The following is an 18,472-nucleotide window of genomic DNA, read 5'->3' on the forward strand; positions in this document are numbered from 1 at the left end:
GGGCAATGGCAGAATTCACCATCGCGGGGAATCAACGTGACGGGGCGAAGTTACAATCAGAGAAAAGTGAATCGTAACTGGTGATTGGTGAGCGACGGAGTTCGCTGAGATCGGATTGTCCTTTTCAATTGCGCAGAACATCGGTGGCCGCTGCGGGGCGCGGAGAAGAGCAAATGCTCTCTGGGTTACTCCGCGCCCGCGTTCGTTAGAAGTATCTTCGGTCGCCTTAGTTGAGTGGCAAGTTCTGGCCGCGGATTTCACCGCCAGGGTAATTGGTTGTATGGATGTTGGCGTAGGTCAGGCCCGAAACCAAATAGAACAATTGCTGCACGGTCAAAGCCTGCGTGCCGGACAGTGTGCCCGAAGTGCCAGACGTACCGCTCAACGCGAAAAGCACACCCGCTGCGTGAGTGGTATCAGCAGGTCCATGAATGTGAAAGGCGGTTGCGGCGGACAGAAGGTTCGTATAGCTGATGTTGTAGGTCAGGACGCTGTTCACGAGGTTCATCAAGCCCGATCCCGTGCCCGGAGTTACCGTGGGAGTTGGGGCCTCGGAAGCCCCGTTCATGTTCACGCCAAGCTGGAACGGGTAGATCTGACCGCGGATTTCGCCGCCGGGGTAATTGGTGTTGTGGATGTTGATGTACGTCACGCCACGCAGAAGGTGGTTCAACTGAGTGGGCGTCAGGGATAGAGATCCTGAAATTGTTCCGGAAGGGCCGCTTGGCGTGCTGAGTGGAACCAGCACATTCGTCGATTGAGTAGTGTCGGCGGGACCGTGGATATGGGCGGCGGTTGCCGGCCCGGCCAGCCCGGAGTAGCTGATGTCGTAAAGCAACTGGCTGCCGATGAACGTCAGCGAACCGCTCCCGGTGGCGCTGGTGGTCACCGGCGGGACTTCAGACGCGCCATTCAGAGTGACGGTGGTGTGGAGCGGCACGATCTGGCCGCGAATTTCTCCACCCGGGTTGTTGGTGTTGTGAATATTAAGGTACGTCATTCCATTGACGATGGCGGCGATCTGGTCTGTTGTCAGCAGCTTCGTCCCAGCGATAGTGCCTTCGGTTGCCGCGGGGACGGTCAGTGGGATTAAAACGCCGGCGGTATTGGTGGGACTGGCCAAACCGTGAATGTGCGCCGCGGTGGCGGGCGCAGATAATCCCGAAAAGTTGACATTATAGGTCAGGTTGCTGCCTTCGAGCGCCAGGGTGCCGATCGCGGTCGCCGGGGTGACGACTGCGGGAACTTCGGATGCGCCATCCATATATGCCGTAAACGCCACCACCGTGTTGGTCACCTGGTTTTGCAGACGGAAGAAACCAGCTTGGGTGTCCTTGGCGATGGCGGTGTTGCTGCTGAGAGTGGTGAGCACATTGACCCAGTTGGAGTCGGTCAGGCTCGTTTTTTTCTGCAACAGATATGGTGCATTGCCGCCGTCCCAATTGATAGCTGCAGCGAGTCCTTTGTCCGTGACATTGGTAAAGGTTTGTGCGGTCGCCGCTTCCCGTAACAGCAAAGCGGCCGTCAGACCGAGAGCAAGTGCGCTGGCGTGGCTGAACGGGTTTCTCCCGCCCGTGGCAGACTTGATCCTTGGGCGACCTTGAAGGCGCGTACACAACGATATTATGTTCATTTCTTTCTCCAGTTATTTTGGTTCAAAGTTTGGGCTTCTTGCGAAAATGTGATGTGCGAATAAGCGAAAGGTTCCCAGGAAAAGAAATCCGGCCTTTGGCAACGGTTGTTTGCTGTTTCCAGTGGAACCCACGAACCCTGCGAAGCCAAATCCGAAACTCGAAATCCCAATTGCCGCTGGCGACCGAGGTGAGCAACCTCCGGTCTGGGACGGGCGTTGCGCGGCGCAAACAGGGCTTTGAGGTCAGAGCCCTCACCGAGTCGGGCGTTCGGATTTCCTTCAGACCAGCACCGGTGCCACCGAAAACAGCGAACCGACTCGTTTCCCGTCATACCAGGCTTTGCTGTAAGCCGAACCAGCCGACTGCCTTGACTTGAAGGTGGCGCAAGGTCTTTTCACCCTGGTAATATTTCTGTGGGCCGACGTGCGGTTTGTTGTTAAAAAGGAGTCTTGAATAGGGCCGGGGATGTTGGGCTAATCTTTGACATCCGCACCGTCGGCGCTTAAATAAAGAGTAAGCATGACCCATTCGACACGACAGCAAACCGAGAGTGACCGGGCCACATGAAGACAGCAATCAGAGCGCAAACGACGATTGACACGGCGGAGCGTCTTGGCCGGCGGGGTTTTACGCTGGTTGAACTCCTGGTGGTGGTGGCGGTGATTGGCATCCTGGCGGCGTTGTTGATGCCGGCCTTGTCCCGGTCAAAAGCCAAAGCGCACGCCATCTTCTGTCTCAACAACACGAAGCAACTCACGCTGGCATGGTTGATTTACGCCGATGATCACAACGACCAGCTCCCCTACAACCTCGGCGGCGACGTCGCCCGCAAAACGGTTGCCGAAAAGAACAATTTGAACTGGGTGAATGACATCATGAGTTGGGAGTTGGATGCGGACAACACCAATGCCGCCTTGATTGCGGACGCGAGTTTGGGACCGTACGCCAACAAGGTGGTCGGCATTTACCGGTGTCCGTCTGACAATGTTCTCAGTGATATTCAGCGGGCGGCGGGGTGGAGAGGACGCGTGCGGAGCTATTCGATGAACGCCATGGTGGGAAATGCGGGCGAGCTTTCGCCATCAGGCGTGAATCAGAACAACCCCGATTACGAGCAGTTCTTCACGCTATCGTCGATCCCGCAGGCGGCGCAGATTTTTGTGTTTCTGGATGAGCACCCCGACAGCATCAACGACGGTTACTTCATCAACCAAGCCTACAAGTGGGAATGGACTGATCTGCCCGCTTCTTATCACAACGGGGCGGGTTGCTTTTCGTTCGCCGACGGACATTCCGAGACGCATCGCTGGCGCTTCGACAGCACGAAACGCCCCGCCCGCCCGGACGCGGCCCAGTTGCCGATCGCCATACCCAAGAGCGACTGGGGCGACATCGACTGGGTCACCGACCACATGAGCGTGGAACGATAGGACGACCGCCGTGCTGACGCTCAGAGGTATTTCCGGATAAAATCCTCATCACCGAATCCGCCCAGAACATAAACCTTGTCACCCGAGCTCCAACTGGCGGTCATGAGTCGGTTGACCTTGGCGATGCGCGGTTGGTTTTCGGGCGGCGCGTCCGGCAGGGAGGAACGGTCCACAACAAAAAGGAACAGGTCGCTCTTCTGGCCGGGGGCAAGCGATTTGCCGGACAGAAAACAGATCATGGCGACACGTTTATCCTGCCATCGAAGAACCCCGCAGCCTGCCACAGGTGTGGCTTGTAACGCCCTGGGCAGTACATAATTGGTGGGCGCCAGATTTTCCGCCAGATGCAACCGGACTTGATTCAGGTCGTTCGTTTCCAAAGTCATCGCGTAAGGCCGCAACACCGTGCGCACCATCCGGCTGCTAAATACGGAAAGACCGTCGCGTCCGCGAGGTTGAGACCAAAACAGGGAAAGGCCGATCAACAGGACGATGGCAGCGGCAGCCGCGAGCACAGCCGGCTGTTGCCACCAAATGATTTTGCGCGTCGGCGGACATTCGGCCAGGATTTGCTCCTTCAAAGCTTCGGGAACGGAAATCTGTTTGAGCTTTTCGCGAATGACCGCCTGGAGAGCGCAATGGGTCGCAAACCAGCTTTTCAATTCCGGGTCGCGTTGCGCCAGCCCCAACGCCTCGGTCAGGTCGGGATCGCCCCCATCGTCAATGCCGGGGCGATAAATCATCAGGATTTCTCTGGCTTGCTGATTATTCACGGGGTTCGTTTCTCGATCGCCGGGTCAGGGCAACTTCGTTGGTTAAGAGTTGTTGCAGTTGAGCCATGCCACGGGCCATCCTTGATTTGACGGTACCCAGCGGCACTTCCAGAATCGCGGCAATTTCCTTGTACGAGTAATCCTCCAGATAAAACAACGCGAGCGGGGCCTGGAAGATTTCGTCGGTCTGGGCCAGTGAGCGGAGCACTTGTGTCGAGTCCATTTGATTCACGGTCGCCGGCGAGATGGTGGGCAACTCGGCGTTCACCTGACTGAGCTCGTAATGCGGAAAACGCGTCTGTTTGCGACGCGTTTCCAGGAACTCGCGATACAAGGTGGTAAACAACCAGGTCTTCACTTTTGATTCATCGCGCAGTTGATGGCCCTTTGTGGCCCAGACATAAAATGTTTGTTGAACCAGATCACAAGCGTCGGCTTCCGTCCGCGTGAGACTGAAAGCGAACTGGTAGAGCGACTCATAAAAGCGCGCCACGAGAGTTTCAAAGTTTAAGCCAGCAGCCATACATGGCCGTCAACGATAAGAGCCATCAACGTCGGAATTGTTCCCACGCCTCTGCCCCAATCGGACAACCCAACCAGTCTGCCATCAACTCGACGCCCAAACGAGATCAAAAATTTCGACCTGCCCGGGAACTAAAGCTTCTTCGCGACCATCTCAAAGCAGGATGGACTGGCGGCTAGGGGGGAGTGCTCCCGTCCGAGCCGTAGTTCTTGTTTCGGTTATGAAATTGAGAAGGCGTTCAATGTGGGTGAGATCGTGTTCGAACAGAAGCGGAGTCGGCGTGCGGTCGTTTCATTCCACGCACGCCCGACGAGCCGCGAGGGGGAACGGCTTGCGGGCGCGGAGTCGCTCTGTACATGGTTCCGTGATCCGGCAGCTACGCGCAGAGGGAACGGGCGCACTCAAACAAATTGGGATCACCGGATGGCAGGCGCACTCGTGGATCAAGCCGTTGCGGAACCTTTGAGCCACTTCAGGTGCATCCCACGGAGCGCAGAGAGGTCGCCGTCCGGCGGGAGTCCCAATTCAGTTCCCGAAAAGCAGCAGGCTTGAAATTCCATTGCCGACATCTAAACTCACCGGGTATTATCAGAGCACGGATCCAAATGACTACGGGTTGCAAATCGTCTGCTCATGGGACGCTTCGCCCTCCAGAGCCGAGTTGGCTCTTGCCTTCCACTGGAGCAAGAACTACAGCGTCGCACCCACTTAAACCGGGAGACGCCGCATGAATCTCAAGGATCGCTGTGTGCCCTGGCTCGTGTTGCTTGTGACCACCGCGAGCGCTGGTTTCATGCTGATGTCCTGTTCGACGGTCGAGCGCACGGTGATGGCGCCGCCGGAAATTCCCGGGGCGACTTATGTGGGCAACCAAACCTGCGCGGACTGCCACACGAACATTTCCCGGCGATTTCCCGGCAGCGCTCATGCGCGTGTGCATCTGGAGACGGCGCAACTGGCTGGCGGCACGGGTTGTGAATCCTGCCACGGGCCGGGCAGCAAGCACGTGGCGGCGGGAGGCGGGCGCGGCGTGTTCGTCGTCAATCCGCGCCAGGACGCGGCGGCGTGTTTCCAATGTCACCTGGAGACGCACGCCGAGTTCAATCTCCCGCAGCACCATCCCGTGATTGAGAACCGGATGAATTGTGTGCAATGCCACGATCCGCACGGCAGCGACATTTTCAAACCGGCCGGCGGTCTGGCGATGGCCCGCTTGAACGAGAGTTGCGCGCCCTGTCACCGCGAACAAACGCGTCCGTTTGTTTTTGAACACGAGGCACTGCGGGAAGGTTGCACCGTCTGCCACAGCCCGCACGGTTCGATCAACCGCAAGCTGCTGGTTGCGCCCGACTCGAATTTGTGCCTGCGCTGCCATGCGCAGGTACAAGGGAGTCAAAGCGAAATCTACATCGGAAAAGTCAAACACACGCTGCTGTTGCGACAGGGAACCTGCTGGACTTCGGGTTGCCACACGGCGGTGCACGGGTCGAACGTTCACCCAAAAATGTTTTATTGAAGGGGATGCGAAATGCGTCGCGATAACCAACAGACCCAGCATTGGAGTTCAGCCTTCCGGCTGCTTTGGGCGCGGAGCACGCTGAAGCGTGAACTCCAACATCACCTCACGCATCACGCATCACGCATCACGTTCTCCATTTGTGCGGGATGCCTGTCCCTGACAGCGGCGGAGATCGACCCAACCAAACTGCCGCCATCAGCGAAGCTGCAAGTCGAGTTCGACCGCGACATCAAGCCCATCTTTGAAAAATCCTGCCTGCGTTGTCACGGTCCGGAAAAGCCCAAGAGCCATTTCCGTCTGGACAACCGCGAAGCCGCGCTCCAAGGCGGCGACAACAACAAGGACGACATTATTCCAGGCGACAGCGTGAAGAGCCGGCTCATCCAAAATGTAGCGCGGCTGGTGGAGGACATGGAAATGCCGCCGCCGGGCAAAGGCGAGCCGCTCAACCCCGCGCAAATCGGACTGTTGCGCGCATGGATTGATCAAGGTGCCAGTTGGCCGGAGCCGTTCCCGGTGGAGGAACGCAGCTTTGTTTTCGCGCCGACGTTGCGGTGGATTCACGTCGAAGGCAACGAGAAGAAGTTCCGCGAAAACGAGGGGATGAAAGAAGGCTGGGCGACCGGCATCGAAGAGTTTCAGTTGAAAGAGCAACTCGACAACGGCAGGACATTCACGGCGAGGGGCCGCGCGCTCTTTCAGGATCAGGATTATCAGTTGAACCTGAAATTGGAGAAACGGGAGGTCGGATTCATCAGCGGCGGATTCGAGCAATGGCGGAAATACTACGACGACACGGGTGCTTATTATCGCCCGTTTCAAGCGAAGCCTTCCTACGACCTGGATCGCAACTTGTTTTTGGACACCGGCCGCGCGTGGATTGATTTCGGGCTGACGTTGCCAGACTGGCCGCAAATGGTCTTGGGCTATGAGTATCAGTTCAAGGAGGGAACCAAATCGACGTTGCAGTGGGGGGATGTGAACGGGAAAAATATTTATCCAGCGGCCAAGGACATCGACGAGCACACGCATATTCTGAAATTCGATCTGACACAGGAATACCGGGACTGGCGGATCGAGGACAATGCGCGCGTCGAGATTTACGATTCCCGAACCCGCCGTGACAACGTGAATTCCTTCTCTTCGGGTCCTGGCCCGGACAGCGTGGTCAGTACGCGGGAAGGTTTCGAACACACCCAAGGCATGAACGCGCTGCGCCTGGAGCGACAGGTCAATGACTGGCTGTTTCTCTCCGGCGGTTACCTCTACTCGCGTCTGGATGGCAGTGCGTCGCTCAATCAGATGACGGTGGATGCCGCGGGAACACCGGTCATGGGCAATCTGACCCATGGTGGTTTTTGGTCGAGTGAGGAAATTCTGCTTCAGCGCGAAACCCACATCGTGAGCCTGGGCGGTTCATTGTTGCCCCTGGAAGGTTTCACGACGTCGCTCGGCCTGCAAACCGAATGGACGCAGCAGGAGGGCTTCGGCAATGTCAACCTGGATGAAGGCGACCCGTATCAACCGGACAACTTTGTGCATCCCGCGACGCTTCGATCGGACTTGGACAAACAGAAACTTTCGGGCGAGCTTTCGTTGCGCTTCTCCAAGATTCCGTGGACCGTGTTGTTCGCCGAGGCCCGCATCGACCACGAGAGCATCGGCCAGTTTGAGCGGGAACTCGGACAGCAGGAGGATCAGTTTGGGCCGCTGGACAGCGCCTTTTTGCGCGACACGGATTTCACCAACCTCAGCGGGGATTATCGCTTTGGTTTTAACACTTCGCCGTGGCGCTGGCTCAGTTTGAGCGCGCATTACCGGATTCAGGCCAGCGACAGTGACTACGATCATCGGCTGGATTTCAGCGACCCGCCAACGAACAGCATTCCGAACGAAGGTTATTCAGCTTTTATTCGTAATCGGAAAATCGACGGCGATGAGGTTCAAACCAAACTCGCGCTCAAGCCCGCCAAGTGGTTGAAGACGACCTTCACCTATAAATTGTTATCCACCGACTACCACACCACGACCGATCCCGTTTCCACCACGACCGCTGTGCCGGGCGGCGGAATCCAAGCGGGCAATTACGACGCCCATGTGTACAGTGTCAACGCCGCGCTCACGCCGTTTCAGCGACTTTACCTAGCCACGACCTTTTCCTACAGCGATACCCGGACATTGACCGCCCAACTCAGCGAGCCGTCGGTCGTTCCGTATCGCGGAGACGTGTACACAATCATTTCGTCAGCAACCTTCGCGCTGGACAAATCCACCGACCTGAATGCTGCGTATTCCTTTTCGCAGGCGAATTACGATCAGAACAATTATGCGTACGGACTTCCGTTGGGACTGAATTACGCCCGCCACGGAGTGATCGCCGGAGTGACCCGACGTTTGACGAGCAACCTCACGACCAATGTGCGTTACGCCTACTATCGGTACGACGAACCCAGTTCCGGTGGCGTGAATAATTACGCGGCGCATGGAGTGTTTGCGACGCTGACAATGAGGTGGCCGTGAATTTTTGCAACCGCGGTCCGATTAATGCCGCTCGGTAAATCCCCGTTGCAGTTAGAGTGTGGAAACTGTGGAAATAAAAATGTGAATTGGCTGAAGTTCATTTTCAGACTGTGTCTCCTCCTGGGCGGCGCGGCGGTCGCGTTGAGCCATGCGTCCGCGGACACGGTCACCTTGAGCCCGGTGGCGGACGCCGAAATCCGTCAGTTTTCTCCCACCAGCAATTTTGGCAGTGATGTGACAATGGTTCCGGGTGTCCTGGGCTTTACCGCCGGTCAGGAAATCAGGCGTGCCTTGCTTCGGTTTGATTTTGGCGGGCCAACAATCCCAGCCGGCGCCATCATCAATTCGGTCACGGTGAAGGTCAAAGTGGTCAAAGTGCCGTCCGGAGCGGCCAACTCCACGTTTGATCTGCGTCGGCTCCTGCAGTCGTGGAGCGAAGCTGGCGTCACGTGGAACTCTCGTTCCTCTCCCAACACACCCTGGCAGTTGCCCGGCGCCACGGGTGCGGCTGATTCAATTCCCTCGGCCAGTTCAACCGTATTCGTCACCGGGCGGGGCACGTACACATTCCCTTCCACGACGAGTTTGGTGAACGACATCCAGAGCTGGGTCAACAATCCGGGCACAAACTTCGGCTGGCTGCTCATCAGTGAAAATGAAACGACGGCCAAAACCGCCCGGCACTTCGGCACGCACGAAGATCCCAACAACACTCCGACCCTTGTCATTGATTTTTCGGTGCCGCCGGGTATTTCGGTTCAACCCCGGTCTCAGACCGTTTCCGAAGGCGACACGGTCACCAATACCGTTCAAGCCACGGGCACGCCGCCGCTGAGTTACCAGTGGCAATTCAACACCAATGACATTCCGGGTGCCACCAACAGCGTCCTGGTGTTGCCGAATGTTCAAACGAACGACACCGGCTTTTATACGGTCATCGTCCGCAACTCAGCCGGCTCGGTGGTGAGTCAGCCGGCCACACTAAATGTATTCCCGCGATCCGCGTTCCAGCCCATGGTAACAGTTATCAGCCCGGCCAACGGCGCGTTATTTCCGCTTAACTCCAACGTGCTGGTGGTTGCGGTAGCAACCGTCAGCGAACTGGCGAGCAACGCAACGATCACTCAGATGGAATTCTTCACCAACGGAATTTCCGTTGGCATCACCACCAACAATCCCGCGAGTCTGGTTCTGAGCAATCTCGCGGCGGGGGATTTCGATTTGACGGCGCACGCAACTGATTCGCAGGGCCATGTCGGCCTCTCCACCAATCCTGTGGCGATTCGTGTGCTGGCTCCTCCACTGCCACTTCTGGTTGCGCCGCCGTCCGGGGTACGGTTTGCGCTCGGCACAAACATTGCCGTGACCACCGCGATCTTGCCGCCGGCGTTGTCCGCTGACGTAGCGCGAGTCCAATTTTTCGCCAACGGGTCGTTCGTCGGCGAATCGTTGTCTGCGTCTTCCAATCTTTTCAGCATCCACTGGACGCCAACCGTGGAGCAAGACTATGTGCTGACCGCCGTCGCGACGGATATTCTGGGACAAACCGGAAGCTCTGCGCCGGTGACGAATCGGGTCCTGGTCTTCGAGTTCGTCAAACCAACCATCGCCATCACCAATTCACCGCCCAACTTCGCCCGTCTGATGTCGTCGCAGGTTTTTCTGTCCGGCACAGCGGATGACAATCAACATCTGGAATTCGTTGAACTGGTGGTCAACGGCGTGGTTGCGAAGGCCATCGGCACAACCAACTGGCAGGCGGAAATCACCCTGATACCGGGACCCAACACCATTCGGGTGCACAGCGTGGATTTCAACGGCAACGTATCTTTCGACGCCACCCGCTTTTTCTTTTATGTCGTCACCAGCCCGTTGCAGGTGGAAACGCGCGGCGCCGGAACGGTCACGCCGGACCTCACTCCCCGCCCGCTGGAAATCGGTCAGGTGTACACCCTCAGCGCCGTTCCCGATGTGGGCAGCGTGTTTGACGGTTGGGAGGCCGCCATCAACTCGATTTGGGAGAAGGTGGCCAATTCAAATAACGCGACCCTGAGTTTCGTGATGCAGTCCAACCTGACGTTGAGGGCGAATTTTATTTCCAATCCGTTTAGCTCCCTCCTGGGAACTTACGCCGGTCTGTTTTACGACCACGACACCAACACCATCGCACCGGAAAGTTCGGGCGTGTTCACCTTGCAAGTCGGCGGCCTGGGCGAATTCAGTGGGAAGCTGACAATCAACGGCGCGAGTTATTCCTACCGCGGTCGATTCAACAATCAGCGTCAGGCGACGCTGCCGGTCTTGCGCCGCCAGCTCGCCCCGGCGGTCTTGAATTTCTACTTTGATCCGGCTGACACCGCCGGCCAGATTCACGGCACCGTAACGGTGTTGATCAACGTCAATGTGACGAACGTTGTGGATGGCACCAACATCATCACGCTGACGAATATTCTTCGGACGGCGGAATTGTTGGGATACCGCAGTGTCTTTCAATTCTCATCGCCGCCCGCGCCCCAAGCCGGCGCGTACCCTTTTCATTTGGTGCGCGAAGACAACGCGCTCGAGGTCGGAACCGGCATGGCGAAAATCAATTCGTCAGGCCAGGTGCGCCTGCGTGGGAGTCTGGACGGACGCAAATTCAGTGCGGCGACTTCACTCGGGCAAAACGGTGATTGTCCCTTCTACGTCTCGCCGCGGGGCGGCAGCGAAACGGTGCTCGGCTGGTTGAATTTCACGAACGCACCGCCCGTTTCAGTCGCTGGCAAACTGTTTTGGATTGAATCCGGAGCCGGCGGCCCGCTCTTTCAGGTTGATGTTGTTCCCAGCCAGCCTTGATTCTTTGCCGGCGGACAACGCCACGAAGACGCGCCGGCTTGAAAACTTCGAAGAAGTCCGTTACACTCCTCGTGTCGCCAAACGATGAAACAATTCCTGATGCTGCTCCTCGCCGGTTTGGGCTGGTTTGGCGTGCTTGACGCTCAACGGGCGTTGAGTGCGACGGTGATCGTCAACATGAGCGGCTACCAGTTTGTCCCGCGCGATTTGACAATCAACGTCGGCGACACGGTGACCTGGACGAATCTGGACTTCACGACGCACGACACGGTGAGTGGCGTCAATGGCATTCCGAGCAATCCGCTCATTTGGAAAAGCCCGTTGTTCGGATTCGGTGGGAGATATTCCTTTACCTTCACCAACACACCCGTTGGAAAGCGCATTCCCTATTACTGCACGCCGCATTGGCGCACGTTTGGGATGATTGGATCGATCACGGTCGTCGTGCCGAACGCGCCACCGTTGGTTTCAATCGACAGTCCCACCAACGGCGCGTCGTTCATTGCGGGCGACGACGTGTTTGTCCAGGCGTTCGCCTCGGACAGCGATGGCACAGTCGCCCGTGTCGATCTTTCTGTGAATGGCAACTTGTTGCTCTCGCTTACCAATCCGCCTTACACCATGACGCTGACCAATATCGCCGTTGGCAGTTACTCACTGAGCGCGGTTGCGGTGGACAATCAAGGCGCGTCCTCCAGCCCCGCAGTCGTCAACTTTGGCGTGGGGCCGCCGGTGCCGCCCGCAATCATTTCCCAACCACAGAATCTTGTTGTTCGAGTCGGCGCGTCCAATGCTTTCGCCGTTGTTGCGACGGGCGTACCGCCGCCAACCTACCAATGGCGATTTGAGAACAACGATATTCCCGGCGCTACCAACTCCGTTTATCAAATCACCAATAGCCAGCCAACGGATGCCGGCACCTACTCCGTCATCGTCAGCAATCGCGCCGGCTTTACGAACAGTCAACCCGCGACGCTTCGCCTGGATTCGACGCCGCCCACATTCCTCCTCACCACTTCGCCGCCAAACTTCGACCGTCGCCGCTCGTCCCAAATCACCTTGGCCGGTACTGCCAACGACGACATTGGCTTGGCTCAAGTGGAACTTATCATCAACGGTGCGACCAACCTTGCCGTCGGCACCACCAACTGGGTGTTTACGAACGATTTGCCGGCCGGCCCCAACGCGATCCTTTTGCACAGTGTCGATCTGGCCGGCAATGTTTCGTCCGACGACTTCCGCTTTTTCACTTATGTTGTCGAGGCGCCACTGACCGTACGCACGAACGGGCCGGGGAGCGTCACGCCTGACCTCGATGACCGCGACCTGGAGATCGGACAGGTTTACGGCCTCAGAGCCGTTCCGGGTTTTGGATTTATTTTTGGTGGGTGGGAAGGCGTGGCCAATTCCAATTACGCGAGCGTTAATTTTGTGATGCAGTCCAATCTCGTTCTGACGGCCAATTTTATTTCCAATCCGTTCGCGACGATCAATGGGACTTACGCCGGGCTGTTCTATGACACCAACGGCGTTGCGTCGAAGAGTTCAGGATTCTTTTCACTGCACGTTGACGGCTTCGGCGCGTTCAGCGGCGGGCTGGTTGTCGATGGCGGTCGTTCCCTGTTTCGCGGCCGGTTCGATGCGCACGGCCATGTCAAAGTTCCGGTGCTGCGGCGGCAACTTGCTCCCGTGGTGCTCACCCTTAATCTCGATTTGAGCAATACAACCGGGCGAATGGATGGCCAGGTCACTGCCGGCCAATGGTCGGCTGAATTGCGAGGAGACCGCTGCGTATTCCCAGCGCTCGCCAGTTCCCCATTGCCGACCGGAGCGGGGCCGTTCCTGCTGCGACGCCATGACAACTCGATGGAAATCGCACGGGGCGTTGCGAAGATCAACCCATTCGGCCGCGTGCGCCTTCGCGGCAGTCTGAGCGATGGACCCAAGTTCAATATGACGACGTTCCTCACACCGAATGGCGATTGTCCTTTCTACGTTTCGCTCCAGGTCGGCAGCGAGACAATGATCGGCTGGCTGAATTTCGCGAACGTCTCGACTCCCGTTTACGGAACAAATCTGTTTTGGGTCAGTTCGGGAACCAACGGCTTCTCATTTCAGCTCGACGCTCTTTCCGCTCAACCCTGATTTGCTGTCCATGACAACGCTGATAATCGCCACGCGCAACGCCCACAAGGTCCAGGAAATCCGCGCCATTCTCGGCGAGAACCTCGATTACCTGACCCTGAGTGATTTTCCGAACGCACCCGCTGTTGTGGAAGATGCCGGCAGCTTTGCGGGCAACGCCACAAAGAAGGCAGCTCAACTCGCCCGATGGATTTCCAACTCACGCATCACGCATGGCGCATCACGCATCAACTTGCCCGCCTTCGTGCTGGCTGACGATTCCGGCCTGGAAGTGGACGCCCTCAACGGCGCGCCCGGCGTGCATTCAGCGCGGTTTGCCACCAACGGCGGCGCTGCCAATTCATCCGACGTGGCGAATAACACCAAACTGCTTGGCTTGCTCCAGAACGTTCCGACGGAGAAACGCGCCGCCCGCTTTCGCTGTGTGCTCGCGTTGACGCCAGTCCTCGAGCCTGCTGCTGGAACTGCCTCACCCGTTTGCAGCGCGGATGAATTTGAACTGAACACCGAATTGTTCGACGGCACGTGTGAAGGCCGAATTGGATTTTCGCCAAGCGGGCAGGGGGGATTCGGTTACGATCCGCTTTTCATTCCCGGAGGCCATCAACAGACCTTTGCTGAACTGGGCGAGAGCGTCAAAAACCAACTGAGCCACCGCGCGAAAGCACTGCTGAAACTGAAAATCCGATTGCATGCGAGATCGGTTGGCTGACGGATGGTTCGCAGTGACGATTGAACCCATCCCAACCGCTCCAAGCAGGGGAGCAATGCACGGTGGCTTGTTCCCCTCTTGGGAGGGGCCACGGGGTGGGTGAGTGGGTCGGCTGCGGCTTCATGAAGAGGGCACGGTGAGGTGGAGTGTGAACACGTGTTGGCAGACCTGATGAAGAAATCACTTCACTCCGTTCAAAAATCCACACGCAGCTTGGGCCGCAGCAACCCGTTCGTAGCAATCAGTTGGAAAGCATGTTCGCCACGAACTGCACGATGCCAGAATTCTCCGCCGGCGCATTCCAGGATCAACCCACCCGCGGCGATGTCCCACAACCGGATGTTCGCTTCGATGTAGGCATCGAATCGTCCGCTCGCCACATAGACCAAGGCCAACGCTGCCGATCCCATCGAACGCACCTTGTGCGTCCGACGGGCGAGTTGATTGAAAACCGGCAGCATCGTGTCCAGTGTCGCCTTACTCTTTGCGAAACCCATCACGACGATCGCTTCTTCGAGACGCCGACGGTCGCTGACTTTGATGATCCGTCCATTTAAACGCGCTGGCTGTCCGCGAATCGCCGTCCAGAGTTCATTGCAAAACGGATCATAGACAACGCCGGCGATGGTTTCGTGATGCGTGAACCGTGAAGCGTGATGCGTGGTGACCCCATGGGGTGAATTCCGCTCTTCGCGCTCCGCCCTCCTCGCCTGTAACGCGATGGACACGCAGGCGTGCGGAATCCCGCGGGCGAAATTGACCGTGCCATCAATCGGATCAACCACCCAGCGCTGCTCGGCGTTCAGATCGCCAACGACACCTTCCTCGCCGAGAATCGGGATGTTTGGGAAGGCCGTAAGCAGAATCTTCTCAATCAATTTCTGGCAACGAACATCGAGGGCAAGCCGGATGTCGTATCGCGTGGCCGCGTGAACTTCTTTGGTCCGATACCGGTGCTGACGCATCAACCCTCCGGCCGCGTGCGCCGCTTTGACGGCGCAGGCGAGGAACTTGTTTTGTTCGGTAAGTTTCATCCTGGTTTGGCGCGACCGACGAAATTCGCTCAACCTGCCAGGCTCTCCAAAGCCGTCTTGACGTGAACGAGTTTCGCCTGCCAGCCGGCGAGGCGTTGCTGATGTTCCAGGAGAACCTGGGGCGGAACTTTCTGGGTGAAGCCTGGGTTGGCGAGTTTCTGTTCTACCTTCACGATCTCGGCTTCATACTTTTCCTTCTCCTTCGTCAGACGGGCGCGTTCGGCTTCGACATCAACGAGTCCTTCCAGGGGCAGGAACAATTCGCCCATCGGCGTGTGCGCGGTGGGTGTGCCCTTCTTCGCGGCGTAGTTCTCGTTGATCTCGATGTTTTCGGCGTTCAACAGAATCCTGATGACTTCGCGGTCGTGCGGGAGAATTTCACGGCTCGGCTTGAGGACGAACTTTACTTTCTTACCGGACTGGATATTGCCGATGCGACGCAGGTTGCGTCCTTGCGTGACCACCTCGTATTTATCGTTGGCGAATTCGAGATAACAATCATCGAGCCCGTAGGCATCGCGGAACTCGCCTTCAAACGGCTTGGGCCAAGGCGCATTCATAATGGTCTGGCCGCCTTGACTCTCTGGCATGTCCTCGGCGTAACCCATTCCGTGCCACAACTCTTCCGTGATAAACGGTAGAAATGGATGGAACAACCGCAGCGTGTGCGAGAGCACAAAATCAATCACCGCGAGCGTGTTGGCCTTTCGCGCAGCATCGTTGCCCCTCACCCCGTCCCTCTCCCCATCGGATGGGGAGAGGGTGGCCGAAGGCCGGGTGAGGGGAGCTTCGGACAGTTGCCTGCTCAACACCGCTTTGCTCGCCTCGACATACCAATCGCAATACTCGCTCCAGAAGAAACGATAGAGCACTTGCACGGCAGCACTGAAATTGTATTCGGCCAGCGCGGTGGTGATTTCTCGGATGGCGTCGTTAAGCTTCAGCAGAATCCACTTGTCGTCGCTTGTGAGCAAGCGCGGGTCAATTTCACCCTGAATCTCGAATTCGGCGGACGAGGCGTCCGCCGCTGCGCCCGGGGCGGGCGCGCTCCCCTGCATTTGGCGGAAGCGGCAGGCGTTCCAGAGCTTGTTGCAGAAATTGCGGCCCAGTTCCACGTCCTTCTCGTCGAAGAGCACGTCCTGGCCGAGCGGCGCGCTGCGCATCGTGCCGAAACGAATCGCGTCCGCGCCGTACTTCGCGATCAGATCGAGCGGATCGGGCGAGTTGCCAAGGGACTTCGACATCTTGCGGCCCTGCTTGTCGCGGACGATGCCGGTGAAATAGACGTTGCGGAACGGCAGGTCGCCCATGAACTCGTAGCCTGCCATGATCATGCGCGCGACCCAGAAGAAAATAATTTCCGGCGCGGTGACGAGGTCGGTGGTCGGGTAGAAGGCTTGAAGTGTTGCGTTCTTGGAGTCTTGAGATTTGTCACCCGTCCAACCCATCGTGGCGAACGGCCAGAGCCAGGAACTGAACCACGTGTCGAGGACGTCTGGGTCTTGGGTGAAACCTGCCTGATCTAATTCTTTTGCCATGGAAGGATTCGTCGTCAGCGCGTGAAGAATAAATCCATCAGAAGTCTTTAGAACCTCGAAAGTAATTTCTGAAACTGTCACTGTTTTGCCGTGACGTTCTAACGTTTTTGAATCTGGGCTGACGCGAGGCTTTGACAATCGTTTGCCGTCAGGAATTTCAACTCCGCAAAGCACAAACGCATTCTCAACCATATTTTCACGAACGGGATGGTCACGAAAATTTGCACCATCAATCTTTAAACTCCACACCGGAATCCGATGCCCCCACCAAAGCTGGCGGCTGATGCACCAGTCCTGAATGTTCGTCAGCCAGTGGTCATAAACCTTCGCCCACCGCTGCGGGTGGAAACGCATTTTGCTGGGGAGCGCGCCCGCCCCGGGCGCAGCGGCGGACGCCCCGTCCGCCGCATCGTGGCGTACGGAAGAACCAGCCGTCGCCAAAGTCTCGACGCGCTCGGTGCTGCCCGCGAGGGCGCGGGCAGCGACGCCCGAGGCGGGCGTGCTCCCTTCCTGCTCCTCGCACGCCTTGGATTGCTCCACCGCCGGATACTTCAAAAACCATTGCTCGCTCAAGCGTGGCTCGATCGGCACACACGCGCGCTGACTGAAACCAATTTTGTTTTCGTACGGCTCCTCCTTCTCCAACGCGCCAAGTTCCTTGAGCTTTTCCACCGCGACTTTGCGCGCCTCGAAACGATCAAGACCCGCGAGGTCTTTGCCCGCCAGATCATTCATCGAACCGTTTGGATTCATGATGTCCACGGCGGCGAGCTTGTGGCGTTGGCCGATCTCGAAGTCGTTTTTGTCGTGCGCGGGTGTCACCTTGAGCACGCCCGTGCCGAACTCGAAGTCCACGTATTCGTCGCCGATGATCGGGATGAGCTTCTTCTCCATCGGTAATTCCGCCGGCAGCGGACGAATTGCGTGCTTGCCGATGAGGTGCGCGTAGCGCGGGTCTTTCGGATTCACCGCGATGGCGGTGTCGCCGGGAATCGTTTCCGGCCGCGTCGTGGCGATGGTGAGCCAGATTTTTCCATCTGGTCCGGGGAGCGCGCCCGCCGCGGGCGCAGTCGAATGCGCCCCGCGTTCGACATCGGGCGGCGCGAGAGTTCCGGTCAGCGGGGCGCTGACCGGTGCAGCCGGGGCGGCTGCGCTCCCCATTTCAACCTCGACTTTGAAGTAGTAGAGAAAACCTTTCTGCGATTCCATGTCCACCTCCTCGTCCGAGAGCGCGGTGAGTGATGCCGGACACCAGTTCACCATGCGTTTGCCGCGATAGATGAGGCCCTTCTTGTAAAGTTCGACGAAAACCTTTTGCACGCAGCGCGAATACTCCGGGTCCATCGTGAAGCGTTCGCGCGTCCAATCGCACGAGCAGCCGAGCTTCTTGAGTTGCTGGATGATGATGCCGCCGTGCTTTTCCTTCCACGCCCAAACGCGCTTGAGGAATTCCTCGCGCCCGAGATCATGCTTGGTTTTTCGTTCCTCCTTCTTGAGCGCCCTCTCGACCTGCACCTGCGTGGCGATGCCGGCGTGGTCCGTGCCGGGCAGCCAGAGGACTTCCTTGCCGTCCATCCGCGCCTTGCGGGCGAGGATGTCCTGGATGGTGTTGTTGAGCACGTGCCCCATGTGCAACACGCCGGTGACGTTCGGCGGCGGGATGACGATCGAATACGCCGGGCGCTTCTCGCTCACGCGCGCCGGGTCGGCGGTGAAGCAAGCGTTGCGCTGCCAGAAGTCATACCATTTGTCCTCGACGGACTGCGGTTCGTAGGCTTTGGGAATTTCTGCCATTTGCAAGCGCGAACG

11 protein-coding genes are annotated in these 18,472 nt (G+C 57.8%); 6 read left to right on the forward strand and 5 right to left on the reverse strand.

What is annotated here, in order from left to right:
* Positions 1 to 226 precede the first annotated feature (226 nt).
* On the reverse strand, positions 227 to 1,633 hold the full coding sequence (locus HY298_08185) for a CHRD domain-containing protein (GenBank protein MBI3850251.1): 1,407 nt from the start codon (positions 1,631 to 1,633) through the stop codon (positions 227 to 229).
* Between the two features lie 564 nt (positions 1,634 to 2,197).
* Between HY298_08185 and HY298_08190 the strand changes: the two genes are divergently transcribed.
* Positions 2,198 to 3,064: a prepilin-type N-terminal cleavage/methylation domain-containing protein gene (locus HY298_08190; protein MBI3850252.1), complete on the forward strand. Its 867-nt coding sequence runs from the start codon at positions 2,198 to 2,200 to the stop codon at positions 3,062 to 3,064.
* Between the two features lie 20 nt (positions 3,065 to 3,084).
* Here the strand turns inward: HY298_08190 and HY298_08195 are convergent, their stop codons facing one another.
* Both HY298_08195 and HY298_08200 read right to left on the reverse strand, forming a co-directional pair.
* Complete coding sequence (locus tag HY298_08195) at positions 3,085 to 3,837, reverse strand: hypothetical protein (protein ID MBI3850253.1); 753 nt, start codon at positions 3,835 to 3,837, stop codon at positions 3,085 to 3,087.
* Entirely contained in the window at positions 3,830 to 4,360 is a 531-nt protein-coding gene (locus HY298_08200) for an RNA polymerase sigma factor (GenBank protein ID MBI3850254.1), read from the reverse strand. Before HY298_08200 ends, HY298_08195 begins: the two co-directional genes overlap by 8 nt.
* Positions 4,361 to 5,159: 799 nt before the next feature.
* Between HY298_08200 and HY298_08205 the strand changes: the two genes are divergently transcribed.
* From HY298_08205 to HY298_08225, 5 genes are all read left to right on the forward strand, one after another.
* On the forward strand, positions 5,160 to 5,876 hold the full coding sequence (locus tag HY298_08205) for a hypothetical protein (protein ID MBI3850255.1): 717 nt from the start codon (positions 5,160 to 5,162) through the stop codon (positions 5,874 to 5,876).
* A gap of 12 nt (positions 5,877 to 5,888) precedes the next feature.
* On the forward strand, positions 5,889 to 8,399 hold the full coding sequence (locus HY298_08210) for a hypothetical protein (protein ID MBI3850256.1): 2,511 nt from the start codon (positions 5,889 to 5,891) through the stop codon (positions 8,397 to 8,399).
* Positions 8,400 to 8,480: 81 nt separating this feature from the next.
* Entirely contained in the window at positions 8,481 to 11,234 is a 2,754-nt protein-coding gene (locus HY298_08215; GenBank protein MBI3850257.1) for a DNRLRE domain-containing protein, read from the forward strand.
* Positions 11,235 to 11,318: 84 nt separating this feature from the next.
* Positions 11,319 to 13,379, forward strand: a complete 2,061-nt coding sequence (locus HY298_08220) for an immunoglobulin domain-containing protein (GenBank protein ID MBI3850258.1) — start codon at positions 11,319 to 11,321, stop codon at positions 13,377 to 13,379.
* A gap of 10 nt (positions 13,380 to 13,389) precedes the next feature.
* Entirely contained in the window at positions 13,390 to 14,091 is a 702-nt protein-coding gene (locus tag HY298_08225; GenBank protein ID MBI3850259.1) for a non-canonical purine NTP pyrophosphatase, read from the forward strand.
* A gap of 194 nt (positions 14,092 to 14,285) precedes the next feature.
* Here the strand turns inward: HY298_08225 and HY298_08230 are convergent, their stop codons facing one another.
* The gene (locus HY298_08230; protein MBI3850260.1) at positions 14,286 to 15,125 is read right to left on the reverse strand and encodes an inositol monophosphatase; all 840 of its coding nucleotides are present in this window, start codon (positions 15,123 to 15,125) and stop codon (positions 14,286 to 14,288) included.
* A 29-nt stretch (positions 15,126 to 15,154) separates the two neighbouring features.
* The gene (locus tag HY298_08235; GenBank protein ID MBI3850261.1) at positions 15,155 to 18,457 is read right to left on the reverse strand and encodes a valine--tRNA ligase; all 3,303 of its coding nucleotides are present in this window, start codon (positions 18,455 to 18,457) and stop codon (positions 15,155 to 15,157) included.
* Positions 18,458 to 18,472 lie beyond the last annotated feature (15 nt).

Source organism: Verrucomicrobiota bacterium (genome assembly GCA_016200005.1).
Taxonomy (GTDB): domain Bacteria; phylum Verrucomicrobiota; class Verrucomicrobiia; order Limisphaerales; family PALSA-1396; genus PALSA-1396.